This is a genomic window from Saccharothrix sp. BKS2 (assembly GCF_047689505.1).
GTDB lineage: Bacteria > Actinomycetota > Actinomycetes > Mycobacteriales > Pseudonocardiaceae > Actinosynnema > Actinosynnema lopnurensis.
The window spans coordinates 194,288-217,998 of record NZ_JAUQOL010000014.1 but is presented as its reverse complement, the minus strand read 5'-3'; the positions used below and the strand labels follow the sequence as shown (position 1 = coordinate 217,998).

Genomic DNA, 23,711 nt, shown 5'->3' with positions numbered 1-23,711 from the left:
TCCGGGACGGTAACCGCCGAATCGGTGCAGGTGCCGCTGTGCGACGTCTCACAAGGCTACCGTCGGGTAACCCTGGGTATCGTGGCGTGTTAACAACCGCTTACACCCGCTGTGGAGGCCGCTGTGTCCGGTTCCGTCATCGTCGCCGGGGCCCGTACCCCGATGGGGCGACTGCTCGGATCGCTGAAGGACTTCTCCGGCGCCCAGCTCGGCGGCGTCGCCATCAGGGCGGCGCTGGAGCGGGCCGGGGTGGCGCCCGAGCAGGTCCAGTACGTGATCATGGGCCAGGTGCTGACGGCGGGCGCGGGCCAGATCCCTGCCCGCCAGGCCGCGGTGCACGCCGGCATCCCGATGACGGTGCCCGCGTTGACCATCAACAAGGTCTGCCTGTCCGGCATCGACGCCATCGCGCTGGCCGACCAGCTCATCCGGGCGGGCGAGTTCGACGTGGTGGTCGCGGGCGGCCAGGAGTCGATGACCCAGGCGCCGCACCTGCTGCCCAAGTCGCGCGGCGGGTTCAAGTACGGCGACGTCACCATGCTCGACCACATGGCCAACGACGGCCTGTTCTGCGCCTTCGACCAGGTCGCGATGGGCACCTCCACCGAGAAGCACAACGCCCGGTACGGCCTGACCCGCGAGGAGCAGGACGCGTTCGCCGCCCGCTCCCACCGGCTGGCCGCCGCGGCGGCGGAGAACGGCGTGTTCGACGAGGAGATCGCGCCCGTGGCCGTCCCCCAGCGCAAGGGCGACCCGGTGCTGTTCCGCACCGACGAGGGCGTGCGCGCGGACACCACGGTCGAGGCGCTGGCCCGGCTGCGCCCGGCGTTCGCCGCCGACGGCACCATCACCGCGGGCTCGGCCTCGCAGATCTCCGACGGCGCGGCGGCCGTGGTCGTGATGAGCAAGGCCAAGGCCGAGGAGCTGGGCCTGACCTGGCTGGCCGAGATCGGCGCGCACGGCGTGGTCGCCGGCCCGGACGCGAGCCTGCACGAGCAGCCCGCGAACGCGATCAAGGCCGCCTGCGCCAAGGAGGGCCTCGACCCGGCCGACCTGGACCTGGTCGAGATCAACGAGGCGTTCGCCGCGGTCGGCGTCGTCTCCACCCGGCAGCTCGGCCTCGCCGAGGACCGGGTCAACGTCAACGGCGGCGCGATCGCCCTGGGTCACCCGATCGGCATGTCGGGCGCCCGGATCGCGCTGCACCTCGCCCTGGAGCTCAAGCGCCGCGGCGGCGGCGTGGGCGCGGCGGCCCTGTGCGGCGGCGGCGGCCAGGGCGACGCCCTGATCATCCGTGTGCCCCGCGCCTAGGAATGCCTAAGGTCTGGGGATGTGGAACGGACCGTTGACGTAGCCGAGCTGGTCGACCGCGCGCGCGCCGGACAACCGCGCGCGGTCGCCAGGCTGATCTCCCTGGTCGAGGACGCGAGCCCGCGGCTGCGGGAGGTGGCCGCGGCGCTCACCCCGTACTGCGGCAACGCCAGGGTCGTCGGCCTGACCGGGTCGCCCGGCGTGGGCAAGTCCACCTCGACCTCGGCCCTGGTGCGCGCCTACCGGGAGCGGGGGGCGAGGGTCGGCGTGCTGGCGGTCGACCCGTCCTCGCCGTTCTCCGGCGGCGCGCTGCTCGGCGACCGGGTGCGGATGGGCGAGCACGCCACCGACCCGGGCGTGTTCATCCGCTCCATGGCCACCCGCGGCCACCTGGGCGGCCTGTCCTGGGCCACCCCGCAGGCGCTGCGCGTGCTCGACGCGGCGGGCTGCGACGTGGTGCTGGTCGAGACGGTCGGCGTGGGCCAGTCCGAGGTCGAGGTGGTGTCGCTGGCCGACACCACGGTGGTGCTGCTCGCGCCCGGCATGGGCGACGGCGTGCAGGCCGCCAAGGCGGGCGTGCTGGAGATCGCCGACGTGTTCGTGGTGAACAAGGCCGACCGCGACGGCGCCGACCAGACCGCGCGCGACCTCAAGCACATGATCTCCCTGGGCCGCCGGGACCGCGAGGGCGGTCTGTGGCGGCCCCCCGTGGTGAAGGCGGTGGCCTCGCGCGGCGAGGGCGTGGCCGAGGTGGTGGACGAGATCGAGAACCACCACGCGTGGCTGGTCGAGCGCGGTGAGCTGGGGCGCCGCCGCACCGCCCGCGCCGCCCGCGAGGTCGAGGCCATCGCGCTGGAGCGGGTGCGGTCCCGGATCGGAGGGCTGCGCGGCGGCACCGCGCTGGAGGCCCTGGCCGGGCGGGTCGTGGCGGGGGAGCTGGACCCCTACGCCGCGGCCGACCGGCTGGTCGAGGGGGTGGGCGGGTGAACGCCGGCGCTCAGGGCGCGGTCGAGCCCGCGTGGGCCTCGTGGGCCTCGTGCTGGGCCACCGCCTTCGGCCACAGCACCTCCAGCTCGTCCCGGGTGAGCACCAGCCCGTAGACGTCGGCCAGCGCGGCGGACCAGTCGGCGGGCGAGTCCAGCAGGGTCCTGGTCGTGGTCCCCGCCACCCGCGACAGGGTCAGCGCCCGCAGCACGTCCCACCCGCGGCCGTCCGCCCGCAGCACGCCGAACGTGCGCACGAACCCCGACTCCGGCGACGTGGACAGGTGCTCGTGCCGGTCGGTGAAGTGGTCCAGGTCGACCACGTCCGGCGCGAAGTCCATGCACGCGAAGCTGCCGCGCCGGTCGTGGGTCAGCCGCCACCCGCCCGGCGCCACCGGCGACGGCGCGAGCCCGAAGGTGAACGGGCCCTGCCGGTGCAGGCCCTCCACCAGCGGCAACGGCGAGTGCAGGCCGTCGCCCAGACCCACGTCCACCAGCCACGCGTGCGGCGAGTCGGGCAGGTCGCGCACGGTCAGCGCCAGGTGGTTGCGGTTGATGCCCACGGGCTGGTCGAGCGTCATCTGCACCCCGCCCGGGTGCCTGGTCACGGTGTAGCCCAGCGCGTCCAGCAGCTCGGCGAAGGCCCCGTTGAGCTGGAAGCAGTACCCGCCGCGCCCGGCCAGCACCCGCGCCACCGAGCTCGTCGGGTCGATCGGGGCGACCCGGCCCAGCTGGATCTCCACCGCCTCGTACGGCACGCGCTCCGCGAAGGCCCGGTGCAGCCTGGTCAGCGCCTCGGCGCCCGGTGGCTCCGCGCCGGTCAGGCCGAGCCTGCGCAGGAACGCCGGCACGTCCGGCAGCACCCTTCGGACCATCGGGACATCCCCCATGTGCAATCCCTCGTTCGGGTAGGTCGTGGAAGCCGGGACTTCCGACTCTAGGCAAGGACGATCACGCGGCAGACCGTTTTACCCCGGCTACCGGTGGAACAGAGAGGTGCCATGTACGACGCCGCCGGCTTTCAGGTCCTGTCCCGCGACGAGTGCCTGCGCCTGCTCGGTTCGACCGCCGTCGGCCGCCTCGTCTACACCGATCGGGCACTCCCGGTCGTTCACCCGGTCGTGTACGTGCTGGACGGGGAGTCGGTGGTGCTGCGCGTGCCCGAGGGCAGCGCGATGCTCGTCGCCCGGAACACGATCGTGGCGTTCCAGATCGACGAGGTGGTCCCCGACCTGTCCAAGGGGTGGTCGGTGATGGGCGTCGGGCACGTCGTGGAGGTCGAGGACGAGTGCCGGCTCGTCCACCTGCGCCGGCTGCCGCTGCCCTCCCGGGGCTGGGGCAACCACGACCACTACTTGGTGGTGGAACTCGAGGTGATCTCGGGTCGTCGCATCCCGTAGCGGGAGGCGTTACTCTCTTGACCCCCAGCCCTAGGTGGTTTCGCGTGCCCGGATCCCCGGACGACAACGCGGTGCGGCTGGACGGCCTGCTGCGCGAGCTGACCGACCGCACCGCCGAGGTGGTCTTCTCGCAGGAGCGCCTGCACCGGCTGCTCGCCGCGGTCGTGTCCCTGGCCAGCGACCTGTCGCTGCCGGACGTGCTGCGCCGCATCGTCGAGTCGTCGTGCGAGCTGATCGGCGCGCGCTACGGCGCGCTGGCCGTGGTCGGCCCGAACCGGCAGCTGCTGGAGTTCACCCACGGCGGGGGCCACCACAGCGCGTTCGACGTGCCCGACCCCGTCGGGTCCGGCGACGAGACCGCGTTCGACCCGTCCTCGCCCCACTTCCTCGGCGTCCCGGTGCACGTGCGCGGCGAGGTGTTCGGCAACCTCTACCTCACCGACAAGGAGGACGGCAGCGACTTCACCCGCGCCGACCAGGAGGCCGTGCTGGCGGTGGCCGCCGCGGCGGGCATCGCGATCGAGAACGCCCGCCTCTACGAGCAGTCGCGGCAGCGGGAGGTGTGGCTGCGGGCGTCCAACGAGGTGACGAACGCGCTGCTCACCGGCACCCCCGACCGGGACGCGCTGCGCCTGGTCGCGGTGCGGGCGCGGCTGGCCGCCGACGGTGTGGCCGCGCTGCTGGCGCTGCCGGACCTCCAGGGCGAGCTGGCCGTGCGGGTGATGGACGGCGAGCTGCGCGGGTTCGACCCGTCGCGCGAGGTCGGCGAGGTGTTCGACACCGGCCGGGCCAGGGTGTTCGCCGGCCTGCCCGACCACGGCGACCGCATCGGGCCCGCGCTGGCCGTGCCGCTGGCCGCGGGCGAGCGGGTGCTGGGCGTGCTGCTGGTGGCGCGGGCGCCCGACCGGGTCGGGTTCGACGACCCGGACGTGGCGCTGGTCGAGTCGTTCGCGCGCCAGGCCGCGCTGATCCTGGAGTTCACCCGGGCCACCGGTGCGGGGCGGCGGCTGGCCGTGCTGGAGGACCGCGACCGCATCGCCCGCGACCTGCACGACCTGGTCGTGCAGCGGCTGTTCGGCCTGGGCCTGGGGCTCCAGGGGCTCAACGGGCTGGTCGAGCAGCCGCTGGTGGCGCAGCGGCTGGCGGACTTCGTCACCGAGGTCGACCAGACCATCCGGGAGATCCGGCGGACCATCTTCTCGTTGCAGGAACCGCCCGCGGGCGCGGCCGACCTGCGGGCCCGGCTGCTCAAGGTCGTGCAGGACTCGGCCCGGCTGCTCGGGTTCGAGCCCGCGCTGGTCCTGGACGGGCCGGTCGACTCCGTGGTGCCCGACCACCTGCGCCCGGACCTGCTGGCCACGCTGCGCGAGGCGCTGGCCAACGCGGCCCGGCACGCGGGGGCGAGCCGGGTCGAGGTGGAGGTCGCGGTGGACCGCGCGGCGACGTCGTTGCGGCTGGTCGTGCGGGACGACGGGACGGGCCTGCCGGTCGGCCGCGCCCGGCACCCCGGCGGGATGGCCAACATGGTGGCGCGGGCCGAGCGGTGGAACGGCGGCTGCGAAGTTCACTCGGAAGAGGGGCGTGGTGTAACAGTGACGTGGTCCGTGCCGTTGATGTCGGGGTAGGGGAGGCGCGATGACCATTTCGGTGCTGCTCGTCGACGACCACGAGATCGTCCGGCGCGGGCTCCAGCAACTGCTCGCCGTCGAGTCCGACATCGAGGTCGTCGGCGAGGCGGAGAACGCGGCCGCGGCCGTGACCGCCGCGGCGACCCACCGGCCGGACGTGGCGGTGATCGACGTGCGGCTGCCCGACGGCGACGGGGTCACGGTGTGCCGCGAGATCCGGTCGACGGTCCAGCCGCCGCCCGCGTGCCTGATGCTGACCTCGTACTCCGACGACGAGGCGCTGTTCGGCGCGATCATGGCGGGCGCGGCCGGGTACATGCTCAAGCAGGTCTCGGGCAACGACCTGGTCTCGGCCATCCGCACGCTCGCGGCGGGCGGGTCGCTGCTGCACTCGGGCGTGACCGCGACGGTGCTCCAGCGGCTGCGGGGCGGGGCGGTGGAGGACCCGCGCTACGCGGCGCTGAGCCCGCAGGAGCGGCGGATCCTCGACCTGATCGCCGAGGGCCTGACCAACCGGCAGATCGCCAACCGGCTGTACCTGGCGGAGAAGACGGTCAAGAACTACGTGTCCTCGCTGCTGCACAAGCTCGGCTTCGACCGGCGGACCGAGGCCGGGGTGTACGCGGCTCGGCGGCGGCAAGGCGGCGGGTCGGCTTACTGAGCGGGTGGGTGTGAGCCGGGTGTGCCGGGGGCCCGGTCGCGTGGGGCGACCGGGCCCCGTGGTTCACCGGCGGGTCACAACGGCCAGCCCAGCGGGGTCGGCGCCACCTGCGCGGTGGTGGGCGCCGTCGGGTCGGGCAGCGGGACGCCCGGGCACGTCGACTCGGTCGGCGGCACCACCCCGTCGACGATGAACGCCTCGACCACGTCGTCCACGCACGCGTTGCCGAAGGCGTAGACGCCGTGGTCGCCCTCGTCGGTCACGGTCAGCAGCCGCGAGCCGGCGAAGTTCCGGTGCGCCCGCTGCGCGCCCTCCAGCGGCGTGGCCGGGTCGCGCACCGACTGCACCATCAGCACCGGCGGCACGCCCCGGCCGGTCGGCTTCCTCAGGTTCAGCGCCGGCCGGTCCCAGAACGCGCACGGCGCGGCGACCTGGTAGTAGCCGAACAGCGGGTACTGCCGGCCCAGGCGCTCGGCCTCCAGCGCCAGCGTGGTCCGGTTGTGCCGGAACCGCGTGTCGTTGCACAGGACGGCGTAGAGCGTCCCGTTCGCGGCGTCCGGGTACTGGGCGACGGCGGTCGCCGCGGCGGCCGGTGCCGTGCGCGCGTCCGCGGCGGTGGCCTGGGCCAGGGCGGCGAGGAAGTCCGCGGCCTGCGGGAACATCTGCTTGCTGTACTGGGACTGGATCAGGACCAGGTCCAGCAGCGTGCCGTCGACCACGCCGCCGCCCCCCGGCACCGGCAGCGGCGCGGCGGACAGCTTTGCCCGGGTCGTCTCGTACGCCTGCCGCACCTGCTCCGCGGTGGTGCCCAGGTGGTAGAGGCCGTCGTAGCGCGCGACCCACGGCAGGAAGTCGGTGCGGAAGCGGCGCTCGAAGCCGAAGCCGAAGTTGTCGAAGATGTCCTGCCAGGTGCTGGTGAAGTCGACGTTCGAGTCGAGCACGAACCTGTCCACCCGCTCCGGGAAGTAGGTGGCGTAGTAGGCGCCCATCCAGCTGCCGCCGGAGTACCCGATCCAGTTGATCTTCTCCCGGCCCAGCAGGTGCCGCAGCAGGTCCAGGTCGCGGACGGTCTGCTCGGTGTTGACGAGCTTCCCGAACTCGCCCGAGCGGACCTGGCACGCGGTGGCCTGGAGCTCGGCGGCGTCGTAGATCAGCCGCGTGTTGGCCCGGCGGCGGTCGCGCACGTCGGTGATGGTCAGGAAGTCGAACCCGCCGCAGGTGGTGTTGCTGCTCGCGCCCGTGCCGCGCACGTCGATGCCGATGACCTCCATGCTGCCGACGAGCTTCGCCCGGCCCGCGAACAACCCGGGCAGGCTCCGCCCGGCCCCGCCCGGACCGCCCGGGTTGGTCAGCACGCTGCCCCGGGCCGGTCCGCCCTCGGGCTTGAGCCGGCTCACCGCGATGGTGACGGCCCGCCCGTCGGCCGGCGTGCGCCAGTCCATCGGCGTGGTGAACGTGCCGCACTCCAGGCCCTGTAGCTCGGGCTCGGCGCACGGCGCCCACGCGATGGCCTGGTCCAGGTGCGGGTTGGGTTCGGCGGCCCGCGCGATCCCCGGCGCACCCGCGGTGAGCAGGAGCGCGGACACGGCCACGGCCAGTTTTCCTCGCATCTATCCCCCTCCGATCGAGGGCTCCACCCCACCGCTTGCGTACTGTTGTGGACAAGGGCGGAACGGTGGTGTTCGGCACTACGAAAGTCTTGGTTTGGTCGGGCGCGGAGGGAAGTAAGGTCGCTGGAGTGGGGATTTTCCGGAGGAAGCGACCTGCCGCGGTCGCCCGCGAGGTGGTGCGCGACCACACCTACGACGACGCGATCCTGGACATCGCCGCGGAGGAGATGGACGCGGGCCACCTGAGGGCCGCCACGACCGTGCTGGCGGAGTGCCGCGAGGAGCCCGAGATCCGCGCGCTGCGCGCCGAGGTGCTGGGCGAGCACGCCATCGGTCACGCGGACGAGCTGCTGGAGCTGGCCAAGGGCAACACCGATCCCGACCTGTGGCTGCTGGCCGGCACCGCGTTCGTCCGGGAGGCGTGGGCCATCCGCGGTTCCGGGCGGGCGGAGACCGTCGGCAAGGACCGCTTCAAGGTCTTCTTCGGGACCCTGCGCAAGGCCGTCGGCCCGCTGCACGAGGCCGCCAAGCTCCTGCCGCGCGACGCCGTGCCGTGGGCGCAGCTCCAGACCGCCGGCCTGGGGCTCCAGGTGGACCGGGAGCAGAAGGACGAGGTGTGGCGCGAGGTCGTGGCCCGCTGCTCGACGCTGTACCCGGCGCACTGGACGCGGTTGCAGATCCTGGCCGCGAAGTGGGGCGGGTCGGCGGAGGAGATGATGGCGTTCGCGCACGGCAGCGTGGACGCCGCGTCCCCGGGCGACCCGGTGGTGGCGATGCTGCCGCTGGCCCACTTCGAGATCTTCCTGGAGCAGTTCGAGGACGCCGTGCAGTCGCGCAGCGCGCTCAAGATCGCGGGCCTGAAGATGCGCTACTTCAGCCGGCACCGGGACGAGATCGCCACCGCGGCGGACAAGTGGGAGTCCGACCGGCGGGGCGCGGGGCCCCGGAAGCCCCACCCGCGGGCCCTCCAGGCGCACAACCTGTTCGCGGCGGCGTTCGCGCTGGCCGACGACGCGCCGCGGGCCAAGCGGCACCTGCTGGGGATGCGCGACCACGTGCACGAGGTGCCGTGGGCGTACGTCGCCTACCTGGCCGACGACCTGGAGAAGGAGTACTCCGAGCTGGCGAACAAGTACCTGTGACGCGCCGGTGGCGAGTCGAGCGCGACGACCTCACCGGTGGTGCGCGGCGAACGACGCACCGCGCGCCACCACGACACCCCGTACCGCTTCACCAACTCCCGCGCTTGTAACAGGGGTAAGTCCACGTCAGCTCCCGAGGCTCGACACCCTCGGCGGCCTGCACCGGACGGCGACCACGTCGCCGGTCACCACGACCTCGCCGGCCGCGTGCGGCACGACGACCGTGCTGCCCCGGCGCAGCGCGACGGGCCCGATCGTGCCCGCCCCCTCCAGCACCACGAGCACCGCGAACGAGGGCTCCAGCGCCGCCGTGCCCGACACGTGCAGCCGGTCGGCGCGGAAGAACGGGGCGGCACCGGGCACCAGCAGGTCCACGGACTCGCCGGTGAGGGCCCTGGTGCGCCGCACCAGGTCGTCCACGGCCTGGGCGCGGCGCTCCACGCAGGCCAGCGCCCTGTCGTAGCCCAGGCCCAGGTGCCCGGCCTCGGGGCCGGCCAGGAACCCCTGCCACTCCAGCGTGATGGAGAAGTCCGTGGGCTGCTGGAGCTCCACGATGAACACGCCCTCGCCGATCGCGTGCGGCACGCCCGCGGGCACGAACACCGCGTCGCCGGGGGAGACCCGCACCGGGTTGAGCGCCGCCAGCATCGCGGCCGAGTCCTGGCCCGACACCCACCCCGCGACCACCTCCGGGGACACGTCCTCGCGGAAACCCAGGTACACCGTGGGGTCCGGGCCGGACGTGCCGATGACCACCCACGCCTCGGTCTTGCCGTGCCGGCAGCCGAAGTGCCGGGCGGCGAAGTCGTTGGACGGGTGGCAGTGCACGGGCAGCCGCTGGCCGGCGTCGAGCAGCTTCACCAGCAGCGCGGTGTCCGCGCCGAACTCGGCCACGTGCTCCGGCCCGAGCCACGCCACGGGGTCGGCGGTCACCGCGTCGCGCAGCAGGCGCCCGTCGGGCAGCCGGGACAGCCCGGCCTCCTCCGCGCCGAACTGCGTGGTGATCGACGCGACCCAGTCCTCGGGCCCGTTCTCCGCGACGTCCGCGTCCCGCAGCGCCGCGATCGCCGGCCCGCCGCGGTAGAACTGGCGCGGCTGGTTGGCGGGCAGCGCGACGGGCTCGTTGTCGGAACTCATGATGCGGGCACCTCTCCTGATCCACGGGCCACCAAGCGCACCGGCAGCACGACGCGGCGCGGCGGTGAGCCGTCGCCGTCCAGCCGGGCGAAGAGCAGGTCCGCCGCCGCCTTGCCGAGCGCGCTCGCGTCGTGCGCGATCACGGTCACCGGCGGTGACAGCAGGTCGGCCAGCTCGAAGTCGTCGAAGCCCACCAGGGCCGGCCGCGCCGACGAGCCGGCCAGCGCGCGCAGGGCGTGCACGGTGATCCGGTTGTTGCCGGTCACCACCGCGGTCGCCGGGTCGGCCAGGTCCCGCAGGCCGGCCAGGGCCCGGCGCACCGAGTCCTCGTCGTGCGGACCCATGACCACCAGCGACTCGTGGTAGCCGATGCCCGCCCGCGCGCAGCCCTCGCGGTAGCCGCGCAGGCGCTCGTTGGCGGTGAAGATGTCCGGCGAGTCCCCGAGGAACGCGATCCGGCGGTGCCCGGAGGAGGCCAGGTGCGCCACCGCCTCGACCGTGCCGCCGACGTTGTCCACCAGCACGGTGTCCACCACCACGTCGCCCGCCGGCCGGTCCAGGAACACCACCGGCGTCCCGGCGCGCATCTCCGGCACCAGGTACCCGTGCTGCAACCCGGCGGGCACGACCAGCAGCCCGTCGACCCGGCGCGAGCAGAACTCCAGCGCCAGCTCGCGCTCGCGCGCCGGGTCCTCGTCCGACGACCCGGTGATCACCTGCCGGCCGCGCAGCCGGGCGATCTCCTCGACCGCGCGCGTGACGCCGGAGTAGAAGGGGTTGGCGACGTCCTCCAGCACCAGCCCGATGGTGCCGGTGGACGAACCGCGCCGCAGGTTGCGCGCGCTGAGGTTGCGCCGGAAACCCAGCTGGTCGATCGCCGCCAGCACCCGCTCGGCCGTCGCCGGGTGCACGCCCGCCTCGTCGTTCACCACGCGGGAGACGGTCTTGATGCTCACGCCCGCCAGGCGTGCCACGTCGTTCATCGTGGCGCGCCTGACCTTGCGCGCGCCTGCCGCACCGGTCGGGGACAACGTTGTCATAGTGCGCGAATTCCACACCCCGTGTTCACGGATGTCAACGGCCGGCCTTGTCCCGAAACGGACAACAGTCAGGCCCCGGGGTTGACGCCGCCCCGGCACGCTCCGCCATCATGCGATTACGCGTGGTTCGTGGACAGCGTTGTCAACGAGGAGGCGGCTCGTGCGGACAGCCCCGGTCGACCTCCCGGCGGGGCTGCGGACCTGCCGCCGTCGTTCGACAATCGGGTGGTGGCCACGACCCCGTACCGCGACAGCACCCGCGGCGAGTCCGAGCAGATGGAGGTCCACGTGTTCGCGACCGTGCCCGCAGCGCCGGCACCGGGCAGGCGGGTGCGGTCGGTGAAGCTGCCCGCCGCCACCTCCTCCGCGTTCGCCGTGGCGGTGGCCTGACGTGGACCCCGTCGAGCACGTCAACACGTTCATCGGCACCAAGGACGACGGGAACACGTTCCCCGGCGCGTCGATGCCGTTCGGCCTGGCGCACTCCAGCCCGATCGGCTCGCACTACTCGGGCTACCAGTACGACGACCCGGTGATCCGCGGTTTCGGGCACTTCTTCCTGTCCGGCGCGGGCTGCGGCGAGCAGGGCGGCCTGGTGTCGGTCCTGCCCGCCACCGGCCTGCCCGGCTCCTACGACCACCGCCGCTACGGCGCGGCCTACGCGCACGAGGGCGAGATCGGCAAACCCGGCCACTACCGGGTGGTGCTGCGGTCCGGCATCACCGTCGACACCACCGCGACCACGCGCACCGGCGTGGAGCGCTTCACGTTCCCCGCGGGCACCACGCCGCACGTGCTGGTGAACGTGGGCCAGGCCAACGACCGGGAGCCGGTGTTCGCCAGCAGCGTCCGGGTGGTGGACGACCGCACGCTGGCGGGCACCGTCGTTGCGCAGGCGTTCTGCGGCGGCGGGCCCTACACGACCTGGTTCACCACGACGTTCGACCGCCCGTTCGCCCGGACCGGGAACTGGGGCGGCGCCGAGGGCGGCGAGGGCCTGCGCGGGCAGTGGGTGCGGTTCGACGGCGACGGCCCGGTGACCGCCGTGACGGCCCTGTCGCACGTGGACGCCGAGGGCGCGACCGGGAACCTGGCCGAGGCGCGCGGCCGGTCGTTCGACGAGCTGCGCGCCGCCGCCCAGGACGCCTGGCGGCGCGAGCTGGGCTGCGTCGAGGTCGACGCGCTCACCGCCGAGGACCTGACCGTCTTCTACACCGCGCTGTACCACGTGCTGCTGCAACCGCTGACCGGCAACGACCTCGACGGCCGGTACCGGGGCTTCGACGACCGGGTGCACCACGCCGACGGCTGGACCTACCACGAGTTCTACTCGCTCTGGGACACCTACCGCTCCCACAACCAGCTGCTGGCCCTGCTGCGGCCGGAGCGGGCGCGGGACGTGGCGCGGTCCGTGCTGGCGATCGAGGAGCAGGGCGGCTGGCTGCCCCGCTGGGCCTACGCCAACCAGGAGACCAACACCATGACGGGTGACCCGGTCACCCCGTTCCTGGTGGACCTGTGGCGGTTCGGCGCGCTGGAGGGCCTGGAGGAGCGGGCGTACCGGGCGCTGTGGCGCAACGCCACGGAGGTGCCGCCCGCCTCGTCGCCGTTCGCGGGCCGCGCCGGCAACCCGGGCTACCTGACCTCGGGTTTCGTGGCGTACGACCGGGACTTCCCGAAGAAGGGCCAGGACGCCGACCCGCACCACGGCGCGTCGGCCACCCTGGAGTACGCGCTGGCGGACGCCTCGCTGTCGATCATGGCGGCGGCGCTGGGGCACGAGGAGGACGCCGCGGCGCTGCGGCGGCGGGGCCTGAGCCACCGCTCGCTGTGGGACCCCCTCATCGCCGACCGCGGCTTCACCGGGTTCCCGCGCCCCCGCCTGCGCGACGGCTCGTGGCTGGCGCCGTTCAGCGCGCGCGGCCCGGACGGCTTCCACGAGGGCACCGCCTGGCAGTACCAGTGGTTGGCGCAGCAGGACGTGGCGTGGCTGGTCGAGCGGCTGGGCGGGCGGGAGGCGGCGCTGGCCCGGCTGGACGACTTCTTCGCCTACGCGGACCTGGTCGCGGACCCGGAGGGGACCGCGCGCGGCAAGTGGGTCGTCGGTCCGTACGACTACTACGACGAGTTCCGCTACAACCCGAACAACGAGCCCGACCTGCACGCGCCGTGGATGTACGCGCTCGTGGGCGCGCCGTGGCGGACCTCGGCGGTGGTGCGGGCGGCGCAGACGCTGTTCGTCGACGCGCCCAACGGGGTGACCGGGAACGACGACCTGGGCACGATGTCGGCGTGGTACGTGTTCAGCGCGTTGGGGCTCTACCCGGTGGTGCCTGGCACGGGGCAGTTCGTGCTCAACGCGCCTCGGTTCGGGCGGGCGGTGGTGCACTTGGAGGACGGGCGGGACTTCGTCGTGACGGCGGAGGGGGCGGATCCGTCGCGGTTGCAGTACACGCGGTCGTTGAGGGTGGACGGGGTGGCGCGCGAGCGGGTGTGGGTGGAGCTGGAGGAGTTGCGCGGTGGGGTCGTGGTGGAGCACGAGCTGACCGGTGACGCGGGTGAGGCGACCTGGGGGACCGGGCCGGGGGCCGTGCCGCCTTCGCCGGTGGGGTGAGGCTGGTCAGCAGTCCGCTACGACCGTGCAGTGGTGGAGTGTGCGCACGAGTTTCGAGGCCAGGGTCCAGCGGATGGCGGGATTGTCGAAGGCGACCGGTTCGCTCGTGACGGGGACGGGGGAGCGCGGTCCCTCGCGGTAGTGGGTCCCGTCGACCCCGTGGATCGGGTGTTCGCGGGCGCGGATGATCAGGTGGCCTTCTGCGCGCAGGGCGGGGCAGGTGCGGGTTGCCGTGTGTGCGCAGGGGATGCAGATCGGTGGTTCGGCGACGAACATTCCCTCGGGCCAGTGGGGCCAGTGCCGGGTGCGGTTGGGGATGAGCCAGAGGGTGCCGTCGTGGTTGTGGTCGGCTGGTCCGGCGCAGACCTGGCACAGGAGTTTGCGCATGGCGCGGCGTTGGCGGTGGACGTGGATCCGGGCGAACCGGGGTGTGCCTCGGCCGGGGTTGGTGGTGGCGCGGTCCCAGAGGACGCCCCGGCTGTCGCGGTCACCGAGGATCTCGTCCTGGTAGGCGATGCCGGCGCCGTTGGGGAGCACCACCAGTGGGTGGTTCCTCTGTCGTCTCCTCGCTCCACATGGCGATGTAGGGGACGACGAGGGTCCCCGCACGGTTAGGGCGTTCTCGCGTGTGTGGCGTTCGTGTGGGTGACATCGGTGCTGCCGCCTTCGCTCGACCGGTGCTCTGGCTCCGGGACTGACCCGTTTGCACGATGAGCCTAGACTTTTCAATGAAAACTTCGCAGGCTCGAACGGGTGGAATTTTTCATTGAAAGATCGTTACGCACGGTGTCCGAAAGTGGGTCGTGCTGCCTGGGGCACACTGCGCCCATGACCGAGCCCGAGTTCGATCCGGTGATCGCTCGCCTGCTGTGCGGCGAGTTGACGCGTCAGCTCCGGGAGGTCGCCCAGATCGACCCGGGTACGGCCGAGCGGCGGCTCCGAGAGCTGTCGTCGAATTTCTACGCGACGAAGCTGCCGAAGATCGAGAGCGGTGTGATCGGGCCGTCCGAGACCGATGTCCGGGCGATGATCTCGCTCTACGACGTCACCGTGGAGCGGGCGGAGCAGCTCAAGGCGCTCGCGCGCGATGCCCGACGACGCGCCAAGCCGGGGAAGGCCGCCGGTGCCCGCGATCACCTGTACCTCTCGTTGGAGCGCCACGCCAGCGAGATCCGCATGGCCTACAACGAGATACCGGGTCTCGCTCAGACTCAGGAATACGCCTACGCGGCGTTGTCCGCGTCGCCCACTGTCGCGTCGTCCACCGTGCCCGCGCTCGCTGCCGAACGAGCCGCTCGCGGTCGGAGCATCATCCGTCCCGGTGGTCCACGGGTGTGGATGGTGCTCGGCGAAGACTCGCTCTACCGGTCGAGCGGTGGACCGGATGTGCTCGTACGGCAGCTTGAACACCTTCGATCACTCACGAGGCTGCCGAACATCGCGCTTCGCATCGTGACCAGGGATGCCGGGAACGTGGCAGCGCTGAGCGCCGGGTTCACGCTGTTGCACACGGCTGAGGGGCTGTCGTTCGCGTACGTCACCACGCCCCTGAAGGGCGATTACGTCAAAGCTGAGGAGACCTTCACCGCGATCTTCGAAAATGCTTGGGAGCACGCGGCCTCGGAAGCGGCTTCGGCGGCGATACTCAACGGTCGGATCTCTGACCACCACGACAGCTAGGAGTGCGAAGCATGTGGATCTCGGCCACTGCCCTTCCGGGCGCACGGTGGCGCAAGAGCAGCCGGTCCAACACGGGCAACGACGCGCAGTGCGTCGAACTCGCGTCGGTCGGGATCGGTGCCGCCGTGCGGGACAGCAAGAACGCGGACGGGCCGGCGCTGGTCTTCCCGCCGAGTGCGTTCGGGTCGTTCCTCACCGGGTTGAAGCGCGTCTGACGATCATGTGGGCGGGGCGCCTCGATCAGCTCGGGGTGCCCCGACTCGCGGAAACCCCTTGGGGATCAGCCTTCCCAAGGCCGCCAGGTGACCGCCGTCGACCGGTCGCCGTCGGGGTTGTCGCTGCCGGCGGTGATGAACGAGCCGGTCGCGTCGGCGTGGTCGGCGGAGGACCACGGCAGCGGCGTCCCGGCACCCGCTGCTCCACCCGGACCAAGGTGAGAACCCCTCGTGACCAGGGTGGCGCGCAGAGCGACGACCGAGGTCGACGAAGGTCGCGATCCCCCGCCACTTAGGTCGATCCGCGCGCGTGCGCCCCTCCCCAAGCAATACGGTCCAGCCATGACAGGGGCACGCATCCCGGCAGTCGTGGTGTCGGACATCCGCAAGAGCTACGGCGACCTGAGAGCGGTGGACGGCGTCTCGTTCACCGTCGCGGAGGGGGAGTTCTTCGGCATCCTCGGGCCGAACGGCGCGGGCAAGACCACCACGCTGGAGATCGTCGAGGGACTGCGCCGCGCCGACGCGGGGCGCGTGACGCTGCTCGGCGAGGACCCGTGGCCGCGCAACCCGAAGCTGCTGCCCCGCATCGGCGTGCAGCTCCAGGCGTCCAGCTTCTTCGAGAAGCTGACCGCCCGCGAGCAGCTCCAGACCTTCGGCTCGCTGTACGGCGTGACCTCGCGCCGGGCCGACGAGATGCTGGAGCTGGTCGGCCTCACCGACAAGGCCGACGTGCGGGAGAACAACCTCTCCGGCGGCCAGCGCCAGCGCCTGTCGATCGCCTGCGCCCTCGTGCACGACCCGGACGTGGTGTTCCTCGACGAACCGACCGCCGCCCTGGACCCGCAGGCCCGCCGCAACCTGTGGGACGTCCTGCGCGCGATCCAGGGGCGGGGCAAGACGATCGTCTACACGACGCACTACCTCGACGAGGCCGAGATCCTGTGCGACCGCGTGGCGATCATGGACCGCGGTCGCGTCCTCGCCATGGACGCGCCCGCCACCCTGGTGCGCGGCCTCGACGCGCCCACCCACGTCGTGCTCCAGAAGGGCGCCCTGACCACCGAGGCCGCCCGCGCCATCTCCGGCGTCGAGGAGGCCCACGAGGACGAGGTCTCGCTGACCATCTCCACCCGCAGACCGGCGCCGGTGCTCTCGGCGCTGGCCGAGCGCGGCACGCTGGACGGGCTCCAGGTGCGGACCGCGACGCTGGAGGACGTGTTCCTCGACCTGACCGGGCGGGAGTACCGCGCGTGACCGCGTTCAAGAGCCTCGCGGCGGCCATGGCCAAGGGCTTCCTGCGGGACCGGATGTCCCTGTTCTTCGTGTTCCTGTTCCCGCTGCTGTTCCTGGTCGTGTTCGGCCTGCTGCTGGGCGACTCCGGCGACGACCGGACCAGGATCGGCGCGGTCGGTGACGGCCCGGTGCTCACCGCCCTGGAGCAGACCGGTGCGCTGGAGCTGGAGCGCTACGACAGCGCCGACGCCGCCCGGCGGCAGGTCGACGACGGGGACCTGCCCGCCGCGGTCGTCGTGGACGGCAACCGGGTGGACCTGGTCTTCGCGGCCACCGACCAGGTCGCCGCGGGCACCGTCGTCGGCATCGTGTCCGGCGCGGTGGACAAGCTCAACCTCGGCGCGGCGAACGTGACGCCGACGTTCACCCTGGAGGCCGAGCCGGTCGAGGACGCCTCGCTCAAGCCCATCCAGTACCTGACGCCCGGCATCCTGTCGTGGGCGGTGTCGTTCTCCGGCGTGTTCGGCGCGGCGCTGACCCTGGTGTCGTGGCGCAAGAAGCAGGTGCTGCGCCGCATCCGGCTCGCCCCGGTCGGCACGACCACCGTGCTCACCTCCCGCATCCTCGTCTCCATCGGCACGGCGCTCGCCCAGGGCGTGGTGTTCGTGGCGGTCGCGATGCTGCCCCTGTTCGGCCTGCGGCTCACCGGCCAGTGGTACCTCGCGCTGCCGCTGCTGGTGCTCGGCACCACGGCGTTCTTCGCGATCGGGATGCTGGTCGGCGCGTTCTGCAAGACCGAGGAGTCCGCGTCCGGCGCGGCGAACCTGATCATCATGCCGATGGCGTTCCTGTCCGGCACGTTCTTCCCGGTGGAGAACGCGCCGGGCTGGCTCCAGGCCGTGTCGAAGACGTTCCCGCTGCGGCACATGAACGACGGGATGCTCGACGTCCTGGTGCGCGGCAAGGGCGTGGAGGCGCTGCTGGTGCCGTCCGCGGTGCTGATCGCCTTCACGCTGGTGGTCGGGTTCATCGCGGCCAAGGTGTTCCGCTGGGAGGACTGAACCCGGCGAACCGGACACCCCGGCGGTTCGGTGAGCGCCGTCACCGGCCACAATGGCGGACATGCTCTCCAGTCCCGTTGGCCGGTTCCGCCTCCTGGCCCTGGCCGAGGCCGTGTCCTGGGCCGGCCTGTTGCTCGGCATGTTCTTCAAGTACGTGGTGGTCGAGAACGAGATCGGCGTGAAGGTCTTCGGGCCCGTCCACGGCGCGGTCTTCGTCGGCTACGTCCTGGTGACGCTGATGATGGCGCAGCAGTGGGACCGCAAGACGCTGTTCTGGGGCCTGGTCGCGGCGGTGCCGCCGTTCGGCACGATCGTGTTCGAGCGGTGGGCCGCGCGCACCGGGCGGCTCGACGGGGCTCAGACCGCCAGGGACTGAGCGCGTTCCCGCTCGGCCTCGGGGTCGCCCTCGTGGTAGACGCGCTCGCTCGGCTCGACGTGGTCCAGGAACTCCTGGTAGACCAGCGCGCCCACGAGGTGCGAGGCCGGGCGGGCGTGCCGCAGGGCCTCGGCCGGGTCGCTGTCGGGGCGGTGCTCCAGCCACGCCCCGACCCAGGCGCGCTCGATCCCGGCCCGGAGTTCCGGTGCCACGAACCCGACCAGCCGGGCCGCGTCCAGCGCCGGGTGGCCCCAGTGCGCGTCGCCCCAGTCGAGCACCACGCCGCCGGAGCGCCAGTTGCCGGGGTGGAAGTCGCCGTGCAGCAGGGTGCGGGGCAGGCCGAAACCGGGCACCTCCACCCCGCGCACCCGCAGCCTCGGTGCCCCGGCCAGGGCCGCCTGCGCGGCCACCCAGCGGGGCACGACCCGATCGACCACCTCGTCGGTGGGGTGCCGGCAGTCGTGGCCGGGGGCCTCGGCCAGCAGGACCCGGCCCGGCTCGGCGGCGAGCAGCACCGGCGCGAGCGCCGGGTCCACCGACGCCACCAGCCGGATCACCTCCGCCTCGTCGGCCATGAACGGCGGGGTGGCCTTCGCCCAGACCGGGCCCCGGTCCGTCGGCAGCCGGTACAGGCACGACAGGTTCCACGTCTTGACCTGCACCGGCCGCCCGGTCGGCCGCACGTGCCGGGAGGCCCAGGCGACCAGCTCCGCCGGTCCGCCCGGTCGCGCCCACGGCAGCCGCAGCGGGTGGTCCGGGAACTCGTGCTCCGCGCCCCGGTCCAGCCCGGCGGGCTCCCGGTCGGCCTCCACCTGGTAGGTCACCACGCCGTCGCGCATGGCGGGCGTGGTCGTGGCGACCAGGCGCAGCACGGCGGTGGTCACGCCGAGCACGCGATCCAGGTGGGCGGTCACCGGCGCCACGTCGTTCCACCACGGGCCGGCCACGGTGAACGGCTCCGCCGCGCCCACGTACCGCCCGCCGACCGTGATCAAGGCCCTGATCTCGCGCACCCCGGCAGGGTGGCCGGTCGACGCGGGAGCCGTCGAGGGGATTTCGGGCGAGGGGATCGCGGCCAGGGGAATTCCAGCCGGGGAGTCCCGGCCGGGGAGTCCCAGCCGGGGGATTTCAGGGCCCGGGGAGCTTTCGGTTCGCCGAAGCCCGGGTTCGCGGGGTCCCGCAACCCCGAAGTGCCGGGTGAGGAACCCTCGGTTCGCCGAAGTCCACGCCCCGCGGAATCTCAGTCCTCGAAATCGCCGACCGCGCGGCGGACCCGCGCCAGCAGCTCGGTGAGCTGCTCGGTCTGCCGGTCGGTCAGCCCGCGCAGCCCGAACTCCGCCGACGTCACGGCCTCGGTCGCGGCCTCGCGCCGGGCGTGCCCGGCCTCGGTGATCTCGACCAGCGTGGTGCGGCGGTCGGTCGGGTGCGGCGTGCGGCGCACCAGGCCGTCGGCCTCCAGCCGGTCCACGATGTTGGTGACGCTCGTCGGGTGCAGTTGGAGGCGTTCGCCCATGACGCGCATGGGCAGGCTGCCCGCCCGGGAGAAGGTCAGCAGCACCAGCGCCTCGAACCGGGCGAAGGTCAGGCCGTGCGGTTTGAGGGCGGTGTCCACGGCGGACTGGATGATCTGCTGTACTCGCATGACGCTCGTGACCGCAGCCATCGCCGTCGACGGTCCGATCCGCTTCTCCCACAGCTCAGCGGCTCGCGCGATGGGGTCGAACGGCAACGGCTGGGACGTCATGGGCCGAAGCTACCAGTGGGTACCCGATCCGCAGGAGGCAACCAGTGCTCGTCGCGTTCAGTGTCAGCCCGCTCGGCGGGGAGTCCGACGGCGTGGCGGCGGCGGTAGCCGAGGCGGTGCGCGTGGTCCGCGCGTCGGGGCTGCCCAACGAGACCAACGCCATGTTCACCCTGGTCGAGGGGGAGTGGGACGAGGTGATGGCGGTGGTGAAGCGGGCCACCGAGGCCGTGCAGGCCGTCGCGCCCCGGGTCAGCCTGGTGCTCAAGGCCGACATCCGCCCCGGTCACACGGGTCAGCTGCGGGCCAAGGTGGAGCGGGTCGAACAGCACCTGGCCGCCGGCGAGAAGTAGGACTTCCTACTAAGTTGACGACCATGCGGACGACGCCCCGGAACCTCTGGCTGCGCTTCGAGACCTACCACGACGTCATCTACTTCACCCCGGAGTCGCGCGCGACCACCGACGCGCTCGGGTGCAAGGGCGGGTGGATGGGTTACTTCGGCCTGCGCGCGGCCCCGCTGGGCGCGGTGTCGCCCGAGGTGGTGACCGCCGCGTTCTTCGGCTTCGCCCCGCGCCGGGTGGCCCGCGCGCTGCCCGACGCCTGGGAGGTGGCCCCGCCGGAGCGCTTCCTGGCCGCGCGGCTGGAGGGCGTGGACGGGGCGCTGCGGCGGATGCTGGGGGACGTCGACCTGACCGAGGCCGCCGCGCTGGCGGTGGAGGCGGCCGCCGCCACGCCCGTCGAGGGCCGGGTGCTGGGCGCGGCGAACCGGGCGCTGCCGGTGCCCGGCGAACCGCACCTGGCGCTGTGGCAGGCGTGCACGACGCTGCGCGAGTCGCGGGGTGACGGGCACGTGGCGGCGCTGGTGGCCGCCGACCTGACCGCGTGCGAGGCGCTGGCGCTGTTCGGCGCGGACCACGACCTCGCGCCGGCCTACCTGCGCGAGGCCCGGGGGTGGCTGGAGGAGGAGTGGGAGGCCGCGGTGGACTCGCTGCGCTCGCGCGGCCTGCTCACCGGGGGTTCGGCGCCGGCGGGACAGACCCCGGGGAGTTCGACACCCGCCGGGCGGGCGCCGGAAGGGCGGGCGCCGGAAGGGCAGGCACCGGAAGGGCAGGCACCGGAGGGACGGCTACCGCAGGGTTCGCCCGCGACGAACCTCACCCCGGCGGGCCGGGCGCTGCGCGAGGAGGTCGAACGCCGCACCGACGAGGCGGCCGCCTCCCCGTGGCGGGCGCTGGGCGAGGACCGCACCGCGCGCTTCGCCGAGCTGATGACCCCGATCGCCCTCCGCCTGGGCCGGCTCAACGACGCCATGCGGACCAACCCGATGGCGATCGACCCGGTCCGGCAACTCGCCGGCTGACCCCGCGCGGAGCACCGGGCGCCTCGTGCCAGGATGGAAGCGTGACGAGGCCAGACCCCCGCAAGACCGCCGCACTGTCCGCCGCGTTGTCCGGGGCGGTCGACCTGGGCGCGCTGAAGGCCCGGGCCGACGCCCAGAGGCAGCGAACCACCGCACCGCCCCCGCCCAGCGCGGCCGGGGGCCACGACCAGGGCCCCAGTCCGTGGGTCCTCGACGTCACCGAGGCGACGTTCCAGTCAACGGTCGAGCGTTCCCTGGAAGTCCCCGTGGTGGTCGAGCTGACCGCCTCGTGGAGCCAGGAGGGCGCCCAGCTGTCGCCGGTCCTGGAGCGCGCGGCCCGCGCGGGCGGCGGCACGTGGCTGCTGGCCCGCGTCGACCTCGACGCCAGCCCGCGCATCGGGCAGCTGTTCGGCGTCCAGTCCGTGCCCACGGTCGTCGCGGTCGCCGGGGGCCAGCCCCTCGACGCGTTCGCCGGGCCGATCCCGGACGCCGAGTTCGCCGAGTGGATCAACCGCCTGCTCGACGCCCTGCGCGACCGGCTGCCGGGCATCCGGGCGGCGGAGGCCGGCCGGACCGGCGAGGAGCCCGCCCCGGAGCCCGAGGACCCGCGCTTCACCGCCGCCGAGGACGCCTTCGAACAGGGCGACTTCGCCGCCGCCGAGGCCGCCTACCAGGCCATCCTGGCGGCCGAACCCGGCAACGCCGAGGCCAAGGCGGCCCTGGCGCAGGTCCGGTTCACCGCGCGGGCCGAGGCGCTGGACGAGGACGCCGTGGCGCGGGCCGACGCGAACCCCGACGACCTGGACGCGCAGCTGGCCGCCGCCGACCTGGAGGTGGCCTCCAACGAGGTCGAGCAGGCGTTCCGGCGCCTGGTCGAGACGGTGCGTCGGGTGTTCGGCGAGGACCGCGACCGGGTGCGCGAGCACCTGGTGGGGCTGTTCGAGCTGTTCCCGACCGACGACGAGCGGGTGACCAAGGCCCGCCGGAACCTGGCCGGCGCCCTGTACTGAGCCCCGGGAACGCGACAGGGGGCCACCGCGAGGTGGCCCCCTGTTCCGCGTCGTGGGGACCCGGTCAGCCCGAGTACTTCCGCGTGCACAGCCCCGACCCGTCGAAGAAGCCGTCCCGGAACGCCTCCACCCGGGCGAACCCGGACGGCACCACGGTCCCGTTCACGTCCGCCGCGATCAGGCTCCGGTCCGCCAGCAGCTCCGCCACCGCCTCGTCCAGGTCGCCCGAGGACAGCTTCAGCCGGGCCGCCCCCTGCGTCGTGGTGCCCGCCCACGCCCCGGTCAGGCAGGCGGTGCGCAGCCCGGCCGCCGGGCCCTCCAGCGGGTAGCCGGTCGCCTGCTGGATCGACAGCGCGAACCGCGAGGCGATCTCCGCGAACGCCGCGAAGTCGCCGATCCCGCCCTTCTGCCCCCGCTTGGGCGGGGTGCCGATCCGGGCCAGGTCGGGCAGGTCGATCGAGATCGAGTTGGTCGACGGGCAGTAGGCCGCGGGCGAGGTCTCCTCCGCGTCCCGGCAGTCCGCCCCGGACGTGGAGAACGCGGGCGGCGCGGCGCCGGTCTGCTTGTACGCCTCGCGCAGCGACTCCTCCAGCGCCTCCAGCGAGTCGGGGTCGTCCACCTTCAGGTTGCCCTTGCCCTGCCCGGTGTCGCGGTCCTCGTCGGCGAACACCCGCTGGGTGATCCGCGCGTCGATCTCCGCCTCGTCGATGGCCGCGCACCGCCTCGGGTCGCCCGCGAACCCGAACTGGAACGCCGCCACCCGGTCGAACGCGCTGCCGTGCGCGCCCTGCTTCTCCGCCGACGTGCCCGCCGCGTCCCGGATGAAGAACATCGTCGCCAGGACCTGGTTCAACCCGGGCCCGGTGGAGATCCGGAAGTGCTTGGACTTCCCCTCCGCCACCCACCGGAAGAAGTTGCCCGCGTAGCAGTCGGCCTGCTGCTCCTTGATGATCGTCGGGGTGGCCTGGTCGACGCCGCCCCGGTCGCCCAGCTTGTACTGGATCGCGTGCCCCATCTCGTGGGCCAGCACGGTCACCACCGACATCGGCCCGAACGCGTCGTCGAGCATCGGCAGCAGCTCGCCCCGGTCCCAGGCGATCGAGTCGTCCAGCGAGCAGTAGAACGCGTTGGCCACGCCCGCCGTGTTCGTGCGGCAGACCTCCACGCCCGTGCCGTTGGAGTCGTACGACACCAGTCGCTCGACCGGCTGGAACGGCACGTCGAACCGGGCGGGCAGCTGCTCGGACCAGTACTCCGCCACGTCGGCCAGCGCGTTGATGGCCAGCCGGTCCATCTCGCCGCCGTCGCCGTTCTCCACCCGGAGGTCGGCGTCCGGCACGCCCGGCTTGGCGCCGCTCTCCCCGGTGGTGATGTCGAGCCCGGACACCTTGGTGACGTCCGGCCGCTCGGGGCGTGCCACGCCGCCCACCAGCTGGGTGCACCCGGTCAACGCGAGCACGGCGACCAGCGCCGTGACGTGGAATGCCCGTCGAACCATGCCTG

General features: G+C 73.2%; 24 protein-coding genes. 16 read left to right on the top strand and 8 right to left on the bottom strand.

Annotated elements, in window-relative coordinates:
• The first annotated feature begins 123 nt into the window (after nt 1–123).
• Nucleotides 124–1,311, top strand: coding sequence for an acetyl-CoA C-acetyltransferase (locus tag Q5530_RS28645; RefSeq protein WP_415365912.1), 1,188 nt, complete (start codon nt 124–126; stop codon nt 1,309–1,311).
• Nucleotides 1,312–1,332: 21 nt separating this feature from the next.
• Nucleotides 1,333–2,298: a methylmalonyl Co-A mutase-associated GTPase MeaB gene (gene meaB, locus Q5530_RS28640; protein WP_415365910.1), complete on the top strand. Its 966-nt coding sequence runs from the start codon at nt 1,333–1,335 to the stop codon at nt 2,296–2,298.
• A 10-nt stretch (nt 2,299–2,308) separates the two neighbouring features.
• On the opposite strand, the gene Q5530_RS28635 is transcribed toward meaB, so the two are convergent.
• Nucleotides 2,309–3,169: an arylamine N-acetyltransferase family protein gene (locus Q5530_RS28635; RefSeq protein ID WP_415365909.1), complete on the bottom strand. Its 861-nt coding sequence runs from the start codon at nt 3,167–3,169 to the stop codon at nt 2,309–2,311.
• A gap of 108 nt (nt 3,170–3,277) precedes the next feature.
• Between Q5530_RS28635 and Q5530_RS28630 the strand changes: the two genes are divergently transcribed.
• The 3 genes from Q5530_RS28630 to Q5530_RS28620 are packed head-to-tail and all read left to right on the top strand — an operon-like array spanning nt 3,278 to nt 5,983.
• Nucleotides 3,278–3,694, top strand: coding sequence for a pyridoxamine 5'-phosphate oxidase family protein (locus Q5530_RS28630; protein ID WP_380643131.1), 417 nt, complete (start codon nt 3,278–3,280; stop codon nt 3,692–3,694).
• Between the two features lie 44 nt (nt 3,695–3,738).
• Nucleotides 3,739–5,319: a GAF domain-containing sensor histidine kinase gene (locus tag Q5530_RS28625; RefSeq protein WP_415365908.1), complete on the top strand. Its 1,581-nt coding sequence runs from the start codon at nt 3,739–3,741 to the stop codon at nt 5,317–5,319.
• A gap of 10 nt (nt 5,320–5,329) precedes the next feature.
• Nucleotides 5,330–5,983, top strand: a complete 654-nt coding sequence (locus Q5530_RS28620) for a response regulator (protein WP_380643135.1) — start codon at nt 5,330–5,332, stop codon at nt 5,981–5,983.
• 74 nt (nt 5,984–6,057) lie between these two features.
• Here Q5530_RS28620 and Q5530_RS28615 read toward each other — a convergent pair whose 3' ends face one another.
• Nucleotides 6,058–7,593 (bottom strand): alpha/beta hydrolase, encoded by a 1,536-nt coding sequence (locus Q5530_RS28615; protein WP_415365907.1) that lies wholly within the window; start codon nt 7,591–7,593, stop codon nt 6,058–6,060.
• Between the two features lie 128 nt (nt 7,594–7,721).
• On the opposite strand from Q5530_RS28615, the gene Q5530_RS28610 reads away from it, so the two are divergent.
• Entirely contained in the window at nt 7,722–8,735 is a 1,014-nt protein-coding gene (locus tag Q5530_RS28610; RefSeq protein WP_415365906.1) for a hypothetical protein, read from the top strand.
• Between the two features lie 126 nt (nt 8,736–8,861).
• On the opposite strand, the gene Q5530_RS28605 is transcribed toward Q5530_RS28610, so the two are convergent.
• Together Q5530_RS28605 and Q5530_RS28600 are read right to left on the bottom strand one after the other, a co-directional pair.
• A complete protein-coding gene (locus tag Q5530_RS28605; RefSeq protein WP_415365904.1) occupies nt 8,862–9,872 on the bottom strand; it encodes a class I mannose-6-phosphate isomerase in 1,011 nt (336 codons plus the stop codon).
• Nucleotides 9,869–10,855, bottom strand: a complete 987-nt coding sequence (locus Q5530_RS28600; RefSeq protein ID WP_380643142.1) for a LacI family DNA-binding transcriptional regulator — start codon at nt 10,853–10,855, stop codon at nt 9,869–9,871. Before Q5530_RS28600 ends, Q5530_RS28605 begins: the two co-directional genes overlap by 4 nt.
• A gap of 186 nt (nt 10,856–11,041) precedes the next feature.
• On the opposite strand from Q5530_RS28600, the gene Q5530_RS28595 reads away from it, so the two are divergent.
• Nucleotides 11,042–11,302 carry a hypothetical protein gene (locus Q5530_RS28595; protein ID WP_415365903.1) on the top strand — a complete coding sequence of 87 codons (261 nt, stop codon included), beginning with the start codon at nt 11,042–11,044 and terminating at the stop codon, nt 11,300–11,302.
• A gap of 1 nt (nt 11,303) precedes the next feature.
• The gene (locus Q5530_RS28590; RefSeq protein WP_415365902.1) at nt 11,304–13,526 is read left to right on the top strand and encodes a GH92 family glycosyl hydrolase; all 2,223 of its coding nucleotides are present in this window, start codon (nt 11,304–11,306) and stop codon (nt 13,524–13,526) included.
• 6 nt (nt 13,527–13,532) lie between these two features.
• Here the strand turns inward: Q5530_RS28590 and Q5530_RS28585 are convergent, their stop codons facing one another.
• Nucleotides 13,533–14,066, bottom strand: a complete 534-nt coding sequence (locus Q5530_RS28585; protein ID WP_415365901.1) for a hypothetical protein — start codon at nt 14,064–14,066, stop codon at nt 13,533–13,535.
• A gap of 288 nt (nt 14,067–14,354) precedes the next feature.
• Between Q5530_RS28585 and Q5530_RS28580 the strand changes: the two genes are divergently transcribed.
• The 5 genes from Q5530_RS28580 to Q5530_RS28560 all read left to right on the top strand — a co-directional run bounded on the left by Q5530_RS28580 (nt 14,355) and on the right by Q5530_RS28560 (nt 18,094).
• A complete protein-coding gene (locus Q5530_RS28580) occupies nt 14,355–15,206 on the top strand; it encodes a DUF5753 domain-containing protein (RefSeq protein ID WP_415365899.1) in 852 nt (283 codons plus the stop codon).
• Between the two features lie 11 nt (nt 15,207–15,217).
• On the top strand, nt 15,218–15,421 hold the full coding sequence (locus Q5530_RS28575) for a DUF397 domain-containing protein (RefSeq protein WP_415365898.1): 204 nt from the start codon (nt 15,218–15,220) through the stop codon (nt 15,419–15,421).
• Nucleotides 15,422–15,763: 342 nt separating this feature from the next.
• Nucleotides 15,764–16,678: an ATP-binding cassette domain-containing protein gene (locus Q5530_RS28570; protein WP_415365897.1), complete on the top strand. Its 915-nt coding sequence runs from the start codon at nt 15,764–15,766 to the stop codon at nt 16,676–16,678.
• Complete coding sequence (locus tag Q5530_RS28565; protein ID WP_415365896.1) at nt 16,675–17,718, top strand: ABC transporter permease; 1,044 nt, start codon at nt 16,675–16,677, stop codon at nt 17,716–17,718. Before Q5530_RS28570 ends, Q5530_RS28565 begins: the two co-directional genes overlap by 4 nt.
• 61 nt (nt 17,719–17,779) lie before the next feature.
• Nucleotides 17,780–18,094: a DUF3817 domain-containing protein gene (locus Q5530_RS28560; RefSeq protein ID WP_415365895.1), complete on the top strand. Its 315-nt coding sequence runs from the start codon at nt 17,780–17,782 to the stop codon at nt 18,092–18,094.
• On the opposite strand, the gene Q5530_RS28555 is transcribed toward Q5530_RS28560, so the two are convergent.
• Both Q5530_RS28555 and Q5530_RS28550 read right to left on the bottom strand, forming a co-directional pair.
• Nucleotides 18,076–19,107: a phosphotransferase family protein gene (locus Q5530_RS28555; protein ID WP_415365894.1), complete on the bottom strand. Its 1,032-nt coding sequence runs from the start codon at nt 19,105–19,107 to the stop codon at nt 18,076–18,078. The two genes, Q5530_RS28560 and Q5530_RS28555, sit on opposite strands and share 19 nt — an antisense overlap.
• 227 nt (nt 19,108–19,334) lie before the next feature.
• A complete protein-coding gene (locus Q5530_RS28550) occupies nt 19,335–19,838 on the bottom strand; it encodes a MarR family winged helix-turn-helix transcriptional regulator (RefSeq protein ID WP_380643163.1) in 504 nt (167 codons plus the stop codon).
• A 44-nt stretch (nt 19,839–19,882) separates the two neighbouring features.
• Here Q5530_RS28550 and Q5530_RS28545 point away from each other — a divergent pair, with 44 nt between their 5' ends.
• From Q5530_RS28545 to Q5530_RS28535, 3 genes are read left to right on the top strand one after another with little or no spacing between them, the layout of a single operon-like run.
• Nucleotides 19,883–20,188, top strand: a complete 306-nt coding sequence (locus Q5530_RS28545; protein ID WP_380643165.1) for an MTH1187 family thiamine-binding protein — start codon at nt 19,883–19,885, stop codon at nt 20,186–20,188.
• A gap of 23 nt (nt 20,189–20,211) precedes the next feature.
• Nucleotides 20,212–21,198, top strand: a complete 987-nt coding sequence (locus Q5530_RS28540; protein ID WP_415365893.1) for an SCO6745 family protein — start codon at nt 20,212–20,214, stop codon at nt 21,196–21,198.
• Between the two features lie 41 nt (nt 21,199–21,239).
• Nucleotides 21,240–22,208 carry a co-chaperone YbbN gene (locus Q5530_RS28535; protein ID WP_415365892.1) on the top strand — a complete coding sequence of 323 codons (969 nt, stop codon included), beginning with the start codon at nt 21,240–21,242 and terminating at the stop codon, nt 22,206–22,208.
• A 64-nt stretch (nt 22,209–22,272) separates the two neighbouring features.
• On the opposite strand, the gene Q5530_RS28530 is transcribed toward Q5530_RS28535, so the two are convergent.
• The gene (locus Q5530_RS28530) at nt 22,273–23,706 is read right to left on the bottom strand and encodes a neutral zinc metallopeptidase (protein WP_415365891.1); all 1,434 of its coding nucleotides are present in this window, start codon (nt 23,704–23,706) and stop codon (nt 22,273–22,275) included.
• Nucleotides 23,707–23,711 lie beyond the last annotated feature (5 nt).